Source organism: Candidatus Borrarchaeum sp., assembly GCF_019058535.1.
Taxonomy (GTDB): domain Archaea; phylum Asgardarchaeota; class Sifarchaeia; order Borrarchaeales; family Borrarchaeaceae; genus Borrarchaeum; species Borrarchaeum weybense.
Genome location: NZ_JAHPYX010000089.1, coordinates 1 through 8817, shown reverse-complemented (window position 1 = coordinate 8817; position 8817 = coordinate 1). Strand labels below are relative to the sequence as shown.

The window sequence follows — 8817 nt, the reverse complement described above, 5'->3', positions numbered from 1 at the left end:
GTCCTGGTATGGCATTAGCCTTTGGTACTTCAGGCATTGGAGCTCATCACAAAGAAGCTTGGGTAATTATGTTTGAATTAACTGAAATGAAACGTGAATCATATGACGCGAAGAAAGCTGAGAAGGTTATTGAACTTCAAAGAATTCGCGGAGGATTGTTCGAAGGACTAATTAGTTGTAGATTTCCTTGGATAGAAGAAGGATTTGAGTTAGAAAACTATCTAAATTATTTTGAAGCAACTACTGGCATTAGCTTCTCATTCGATGATTTTTGGGAGATTGCTGATAGATATTATGCCTTAATGCGGGCATTTTTAGTTAGAGAATTTGCAGAAGAATGGAATCGCAGAATGGATCATCCACCTGCAATGTGGTTTAAGGACCCAATCCCGAACGGTGAACTTGCTGGAAAGATCCTGGACTTGCAGAAATATGATGAACTTCTATCAGCTTACTATGAATTGAGAGGATGGGACGAGAGAGGAATACCTAAGAAAACTACTTTTGAAAAACTCAAAATTATTGATGTCTCAAAGGAATTATCGAACTTCATCAATCTATCATCCTAATTTTTTAAAGAAATTTGCATGAAGAAAAATAACTTTTCTTTTTTTTTAAGCTGCAAAAACAAGGATAAGAAGAAGGTAGCGGTTATCCGAAAAAGAGTAGAAGGGATCTTGATGACCGCTACCATATCTTATTTCTTATCGCGCGCACTACATGGGGGGCAAGAAAATTGATAGCACTATTCAAATGCTATTCAAGTGCAATTAATTTACTATTCGCATGAATAGTATAAAAAGATTTCTGTTTTTGTGTTATTCTCGTCATTTTTTTGCGAACATCACAATTTTTTAGAACTTTGGAACCTTAATTATGTATTTTTTTTTGCGAACATCGTAATAAAGTTTTATAATCAGATTTCAAAAAAAATTTGTCATTATAATCTAAGAAAAAGAAATGACAGGAAAGTTCGAAAGAGCGAGAAAGTCTTCAGAAAATTAAATGTCTGTAGGTTGAATGTAGCAATCAATTGCATTCAGACGAAGAAGCTGTCTTAGAGTGAGTGCTAAGTCCTCTTCATTTAGTGCATCAACACGCGAATTTAATTCGGCAAAATTGACTAAATCTGTACGTAACACAGATATAGCTTCGTCAACACCTTCTTCAGTGATTGTATCATAGCTATTGATAAAAATCTGAACAGAAGCTGATTTTTTCTTTTTCTCATAAATTACTGCGCCTTCTTTGCCTACATGCCAGTAGAATTTTTCTTTCTCATCTAGAAGATATTTAACATCTCCAATATCTTCAACTTGTTGAAAGATTAGATCTTGGAAGTTCTTTAAAACTATGTCGCCGACTTCTGCAATTACAGCTTCCTCAAGAACATCCTTTTTGAACTCTTCAGCTAAACGGGCTTCTAGTTCAAATACTGTTTCTGTAAGGATAGTTCCAAACCTCTTGCTCTCTAATCCAACTAAAAGTACGCCGATAACGTGTGCTCCGTATCGAAAAACTAGGAAACTGTCTCCATAATTCATAGTCATCTCGTTTAAACCAGTTTCTACATCTGAAGGAAAAGTTGTTTCAACGACTTTAGAAACAGTCTCTACAAACCCACTGATTGTATCAGCATCTATAGATCCATTTTTTATCAATTCTTTCCAAACTAAAACCCGTTTTGTCCTTGAATGAAGAAAGAAGAATGATTGTAGCATATAATCCCTCATTGGTACATTGTTTAATATAATGCAATATATGGGATATTTAACTGTAAAAAGATTTCGTCTTTAGCAGAATTTTTAAATTGTTTTTGAAAAACGGTTTCCATCTATGAAGAGCACAAGATTTAACCGTCATTTTAAATAACTAATTCACTAGTTTAAAAAAACTCAAACTCATGAAGGTAAAACATAAAACAACTAAATAGTGGTATATATCACGCATTTTTTTAATTTAGTGGGGTATCAACAGCATGGATACAGGAATAGATGCACGAAAATGGATTTACGTGCTATTTGTAGTAGGTTATATTCCTGCTGTTTGGGTTTTATTGCCAGGTATCCCTACAGGCGATGATACGAGTACTCACTTATTCTTTTCTATATTTATGATCAATGAACTAAAAATAGCAGGTCATATGCCCGCATGGTTTCCCTATTGGTATTGTGGTATCATTGCATTCCCGTTTTACGAGCCAGGATTTCCTTTAATTGTTAATGATTTGCATTTATTCTCGGGGATAAATCCTTTCCTATCTTACAAGATGTTTGTATTTTTTTCCTATGGGTTAGTAAATTTTTCATTATATATTCTAGCACGTAGTTTTGAATTAGACGAGAAAACTACAGCTGTAACATTATTGTTCTTTCAACTTACGAATGGTTTCTTTTATCAAGTGATAAGAATTGGTGGGTCAACAACAGCAATTGGGTTATTCTTCTTGTGTACGTATGTAACGTTTTTGAAGAAGATGAAGGATGAAGTCTCACAAGAAAGCTACAAATCTACAATTCTGTCGGGAATTTTTCTTAGTGCAATTTTCCTTACTCATTATACCACTTTTTTTGCAGCAATTCTTTTATTCACGCTATTTCTATTGATCAACAGAAATATTTCGATATTGAAGCATATACTAGGCAGTTTTCTCATTTTCGTTGTTTTTTCGTCACCTATATTCGTTTTATTGATTCCGCAGTTAGGAATTGCGAGATTATCTTATTATCTACCCCCTGCATCACCTCTGTTTCTAGTTCTAAGAAGTTATCCTGCTTTTATTATAGGGGGGTTAGGTCTAATTCGTCACTTCTTGGGTGACAAGAGACTCTTAAAACTTCCCTGGCAAATAATTGTAGGCCTATTTGTGATAATAGCAGGACTTTTGTTATTCGTAAATGAATTATCTATTTTAAACAGATTCGTCACTTACGGAATGGTAGCTACGGTTTTAGGATTACTTATGATTGGCAAAAATGAGATGAACATTCCTCCTAAACTAGTTGAATTTGGAACGCTTTGGCTAATAGCATGTAGCATTATTTTTTTTGGTAGTCATTTACCATTAACTCCATACTGGCCTGAATTGGCGGAGATTTTAATTCAGAGGAATTTATCAAATAGATTCGTTATTTATGGATCACCAATTGCTGCACTATTTGGAGGCGCAACTATTTCTCACAAACTAAATTTCAAATTGTCAAAAAATTGGAGAAAAGAACAGTTTTTACCATTTGTCATAATGGGTCTGGTTATTTCTACATCGATAGCTATTTGGGTACCATCGCTTCCTACTGGAAACGAAGTAATTCCACAGGGCATTATTGACTACTTCAATGAACAAAATGATGAAGGCCGAATCCTTTTAGCAGGATGTGGTAACCACTTTCAATTATTGCCCATTTACACAGGAAAATCGATTTTTCAAGGACATCGGCCAGAATCCGCCCAATTAGATATTTTTAAAGAGGCGGCAACTGACGTGATGGGAACTTATTCGAAGATTATTGAAAATGCAGAGTTATATGGGATTAAATGGATAATTGTTGGAACCTGGGAATTCTTCTTATTGGTGGATTCATCACAAAAATTCAGCGTCGTTCACGATGAATTTGTACAGAAAGGCGATAAGATAATTGCATATCGAATTTTTAAGACAGATGCAAAGATTTCCTTCTTAGACGTACAGCCCTCAAGTTTACAAGACAGATTTACATATGAGCGATTAAATGTACACGAAATTAAAATTGCAGCACACAATGTGGATACTCCAGTGAAATTACTTGTAAAAGAAGCCTACACCACAGATTGGAGCGCATATGTAGATGGGAGTGAGGAGATTAAACTATCCCAGAATAATGAAACAGGTTTTATTGAATTTGAAATTCAGAAACAGGGCTCATATGAAGTCATATTGGTATTTTCTCTTTCATTGATAACTTCATCTTGATTTAAACAGAAACTCTAGATATGAGAAAAGACTATTTTGGATAATTAAAAAAAGAAAATACTTGCTATTAAACTTCTTTTTCGGCCTCTCTTAGTACAATTAACGTTTGTTCTTCTTCAGGGGCTACAAGAATGTTCCCCTCTTGCGTATCTAAAATCAGGAAGTTGTAGCTTTCCTCGCCGAGAGCCTGAACAACTTGTGACGTTTTTTTAACTAATGATGTAATTAATGCCGCAACCTTTTCTGTTTTCTCCATATCTATCGTTGAGCTGATAGGTAGTCCCTCAGAGCTTGTTACTATGACACCTTTCACGCCTTTGAATGACGCTAATTTCTTTTTAGTGCTCTCAAAATCATCCTGAGATATCATCAAAAGTCACATCCCATAAGACTAAAAATGTGAAATACCTTCTGGCTAAATAATGATTCGGTCACTTAAAAATTTTCGTAATACTCTTATCTGTTAATCTTAACAAATATGATTATAAGCGATCATATTTCTCACAAAAAGGTAGAGCAAAATTGAAACTAATTATTTTTGATGTTGAAGGTGTAGTATTTGATGATTACTACGTACTTCATGTTGCCAAGAATTTAGGGCCTCTTGTATTCTTCAAATTCCTACTATATGCAGCTATCTATAAGCTTCGGATTATTGAGGTCGAAGACGCATTCAAAAAAATCTATAGAAGTTTTAGAGGTGCTCCTAAATCGGTTTTCATTCATAGTTATAGCATGTTAAAAAAAATGGATGGATGGAAACAGACTGCAGAGGCCTTAATTCGAAATGGTAACCTTATTGCCTTTGTTTCAATTGGGTTTCCAACCTTTCTTCTCCGAAAATTAGCAAAAGAGATACATACAGAGACGAATCTTGTTTTTGGCGTAGATTTGGAATTTGTCGATGGGCATTTTTCAGGAAACATCTCGGGTGAAGTGACAAATTGTGGTGGTAAAGCTTTTATTGTTGAAAGTATGTTAACTCAACTTAATTTGACTAAGCAAAATGTTGTTACTGTTTCAAATGACAGAAATAACATCTGTATGTTTCAATATGCGAATCTTAACATAGGTTTTAAGCCAGATCTGAAGTTAAGACGCATCGCAGATGCATTAGTCGGTGAAAAAGACATTGAACTGATCTTGCCCTATATCATAAAAGGCTATGAGTTAAAAGAACGTGAGACCCCGATTAAACTTGTAAGAGAAGTTAAGAGACAATTAGTACATATGTCTGGCTTTTTTGCAGTTTTTTTGTGGATAGTTTCTCCGCTGTTGTCGTTTGCGATTTTATTTTCTTTGATATTTTCATACATATTCTCAGAATCTCTTCGAATGGATGGATTATACATCTTTCCAGTTGAACGAATAGTCCGGACGCTAGGCAGGAGAGAAGAACTTCATTTGTTTGTTGTGAATCCACTTTATTTAGCAATTGGAATTCTGCTTCCACTACTTCTTTTTGTTCCTCCAATTTCATTTGTTGCAGTTACTGTTTTAGCGTTTGGTGACAGTATTTCAACTATCGTTGGAATTAAACTTGGACGGCATCATATCCCTTATAATAAAACTAAAAGCCTTGAAGGAAGTATTTCAGGGTTCATTGTTGCTTCTATTATGTCGTCCCTCTTTATTTCACCCTTGTTTGCTATAATTGCAGCTTTGAGTGGAATGATAATTGAGTCTTTGCCAATTCCCGTTAATGATAATATTTCCATTCCATTGAGCATAGGGATTATTTTGACTGTCTGGATGTTGGTGTTCTAGTAGAAAAGAATTTTTCATTAAATCAATTAATTCGTCTTATTAAAGTTTAAAATTCTTCACCCGATAGAATTCTTTCCTTATGAAAGGAAATGAATTTTTTAAGCCATTCTTGGCTTTCTTGTGTATGTTGGATAAATTCTATCAGACTTGTAAGACGTTTAACTGTTTCTTGATTCACATTATGCTCTATTTCGCACGCATCTCTCTCTGCAACTTCATCATTAATTCCTAACAATTGTAAAAATGCTTTTAGAATATCATGACGTCTTCTAACAATTTCCGCGATTTTGGTTCCCTTTTCAGTCAATTTAATGGGGCTATACCTTTCCTGAGTAACAAAACCTCTTTTTTTCAACTTTTGAACCATTTCTGTGACGCTGGCAGGGCTTATACCTAATTTTCCTGCGATATCGGAAACACGTGCTTTCCCCTTTTCACTTATGAGTTCCAAAATTACCTCAAGATATTCTTCTTCAACTTTTTTCCGTCCCGTCATTTTTCTCAAATCCATTTTTAGTTTTTGACTCAGGACTTTTCTAAAAGATCTTCAAAAACCTTAATGGTATTAACATCGACATCGATTACAGTAGGACGTTGAGAGGATATTGCTTCTTTTAGAGCTGCTTTAAAACTACCAACATCAGTAGGATCAACTTTGATACCGTCTGCTCCGAAACCTTCTGCAATTTTGGCGTAATCGGTCCTCGTTAGATTGACTGCACGAATTTTTTTATCATACTCAAGTTGTTGAAATTTAATTAAACCGTAAGCTGAGTCATTGAAAACTATCGTGGTCATTGGTAACTCATAACGAACCAATGTTTCTAGATCACACATCACCATGGAAAACGCTCCGTCTCCGGTAAGTGAAATCACTGTTTTTTCGTTATTCTTGTCGGCAAATTTTGCACCAACTGCAGCTGGAAATGAAAATCCCATCGGATAGAAACCACCTGGAAACAGCCATGCTCCAGGTTTTGAGCTTTTTATTTTTAAATGTCTCACTGCAAGGAATGCATGTATACCAACATCCAAAGACACAACCGAATTTCTATCTAAAACATCATTTACTGTCTCGATGAGATCTAATCCTATATTTTGAATTCTGAGACGATTGAGAGTCTTGCTCCAGTTCTTTTTAAGTTCTACAAACTTAGCGTGTTTTTCTGTTTGTTGTCTTGAGGGAATCGATTTTATTATTTTTTGAAGTGTTAATCTGAGGTTACTGCTAACAATTTCGTAAGAAGAATCATATTGGGACTTGATTTTAAGAGGGTGAGTGCTAATAAAGAAAACATCCCTCGAAGGAAGAGGGAAACGCGGTGCCAGTTCAAAATCATTTGCTCCTACCACTATCACTAAATCGGATTGTTCTAACACCCAATTAGCATGAGGTGATGTTAATGTGGTTTTCCATACTTTTGCAACTATCCCACCAAAAAGTAAATCATCTGGATGAAGAATGCCCATTGCATTTCGTGTACATAAAACTGGCATTTGTAAGCGCTCAGAAAGTTGAGAAATCTCTTGAGAACAGCCTTGCAATTTAGCCTCCCATGCACAAATCAAAACAGGAAATTCCGATTTGTTGAGTAGTTTTACTAATTCTGATGTATCAGCATTTTCAGTTTCATCTTTTTGTTTCTCCTCAGATGGATGGACATTTTCAATTTCTTTTCTTTGGAGGTCCATCGGAAAATCAATATGCACTGGACCTGGTGGACTGCTTGCTGCCAAAGTAAATGCATCGTCAAAATAGGGTTGAATTTGGTTACCGTCAGTAATTCTAACGCTTTTCTTTGTGATGGTTTCAAAAATCCGCGGGTGATCCAAAAACTGAGGATACGGTTTACCAAAATAAGACAACGGCATCTGCCCCGTTATTGCTACTAATGGGTGATGACATTGAAAGGCATTGGCTACACTAATTACAAGGTTCGCTGCACCCGGACCTCCCCTAACGAATGTAACTCCCGGTCTCTGTTTCGCAAGTCCGTATCCTGCTGCCATAAAACCAGCACATTCTTCATGGCGAGTTGAAACAAACTCTACATCTTCTAAATCTTCAATAACTTCCATGACGTCTCCGCCTGGAATCCCAAAGAAATAATCAATATCATGTTTAACTAAGCTCTCCTCAAATATTTTTGAACCACGTTTCATTTTACCTCACCTTATCACATGATCATTCCTAATATCGTCAATAAATAAATGGAACGCCGAGATCCTCAAGTTCTTTACGTGTTTTGCTGTAAAGCTCAAAATATTCAGACGAAGGTTTACATTTTCGTATATCATAACATTCTCTAAAACTTTTTCCTAAAGGAGCATTTTCGATGTTTTCTTCATAGGTCTTAAGAAGAGTCAGAGCAATATCATTTGCATTTTCTCTAGAGAACATCTCTTTTGCAGCACCACATCCTACTTCTGAAGCCATCCTTGCCTCCATTGGTGTTGCGTAGTTTTTGTGTAAATTCTTAGCCACGGCAATTTCCCAAAGATTGGCGCCAGAAACAACTGAAACAAGACCATGGGTTGCAGCCTCTCTTAATACCATTGGGGTACAAGGCCCAGCAGCTGTAAATCCATTTGATAAAGAGACTAAATTGCTGTTACGACATAACGCTTGATAAGTTGTTGAAATCACCCATAGAAGTTCACGCATGGTATTGGATATGTATTTTAAGTGAATAGGGAAATAATTCATAAAATGAGCTTGGTTCACAACTAATCCTTGTAGATGATACGCAATACCAACAATGGCTGTTCCCTCTGGTCCTCCTGAATATCCTCCTAGAAGTGGACCTGTAAGAGCCCCTACAAAGCAACCGTAAGTATGAAAATGTACCATTTTGTTCAATAATGAGTTATTCACTTTCAATTCAGTCACACTGGCAACGAAGCGACCATCAGTCAATCTCTCTCCCCATTCGGAATTACTAGCTGCAATTTGAGCAGCGTCAGATTCTGCAGTTCCTACGCTTTTGAGGAAAATACCTGGTCTTCCAACTCTTCGTGCTGCTTCTCGAAACATCATAGCATGGGCAACAGAACCCTTTAATTCAGAAGGAAAACCAGAGCGGATGGGCATTCCTTCAACC

8 protein-coding genes are annotated in these 8817 nt (G+C 36.0%); 3 read left to right on the top strand and 5 right to left on the bottom strand.

Annotation, left to right across the window (positions count from 1 at the left end):
• The coding region (locus tag QVB70_RS05135) for an aldehyde ferredoxin oxidoreductase C-terminal domain-containing protein (RefSeq protein WP_287584043.1) at window positions 1-569 on the top strand (569 nt) is incomplete at its 5' end.
• 432 nt (window positions 570-1001) lie between these two features.
• On the opposite strand, the gene QVB70_RS05130 is transcribed toward QVB70_RS05135, so the two are convergent.
• A complete protein-coding gene (locus QVB70_RS05130; protein ID WP_287584041.1) occupies window positions 1002-1721 on the bottom strand; it encodes a hypothetical protein in 720 nt (239 codons plus the stop codon).
• A gap of 257 nt (window positions 1722-1978) precedes the next feature.
• Between QVB70_RS05130 and QVB70_RS05125 the strand changes: the two genes are divergently transcribed.
• The gene (locus QVB70_RS05125; protein ID WP_287584039.1) at window positions 1979-3949 is read left to right on the top strand and encodes a hypothetical protein; all 1971 of its coding nucleotides are present in this window, start codon (window positions 1979-1981) and stop codon (window positions 3947-3949) included.
• Window positions 3950-4016: 67 nt separating this feature from the next.
• Here the strand turns inward: QVB70_RS05125 and QVB70_RS05120 are convergent, their stop codons facing one another.
• Entirely contained in the window at window positions 4017-4319 is a 303-nt protein-coding gene (locus QVB70_RS05120; RefSeq protein WP_287584045.1) for a roadblock/LC7 domain-containing protein, read from the bottom strand.
• Between the two features lie 152 nt (window positions 4320-4471).
• On the opposite strand from QVB70_RS05120, the gene QVB70_RS05115 reads away from it, so the two are divergent.
• Window positions 4472-5716, top strand: a complete 1245-nt coding sequence (locus QVB70_RS05115) for a hypothetical protein (RefSeq protein ID WP_287584038.1) — start codon at window positions 4472-4474, stop codon at window positions 5714-5716.
• 46 nt (window positions 5717-5762) lie between these two features.
• Here the strand turns inward: QVB70_RS05115 and QVB70_RS05110 are convergent, their stop codons facing one another.
• The 3 genes from QVB70_RS05110 to QVB70_RS05100 all read right to left on the bottom strand — a co-directional run.
• Window positions 5763-6212: a metal-dependent transcriptional regulator gene (locus tag QVB70_RS05110; protein ID WP_287584037.1), complete on the bottom strand. Its 450-nt coding sequence runs from the start codon at window positions 6210-6212 to the stop codon at window positions 5763-5765.
• Between the two features lie 29 nt (window positions 6213-6241).
• Window positions 6242-7879: a thiamine pyrophosphate-binding protein gene (locus tag QVB70_RS05105; protein ID WP_287584036.1), complete on the bottom strand. Its 1638-nt coding sequence runs from the start codon at window positions 7877-7879 to the stop codon at window positions 6242-6244.
• A gap of 37 nt (window positions 7880-7916) precedes the next feature.
• Window positions 7917-8817 (bottom strand): monomethylamine:corrinoid methyltransferase (locus QVB70_RS05100; protein WP_287584034.1); only part of this gene is annotated, 901 nt, incomplete at its 5' end.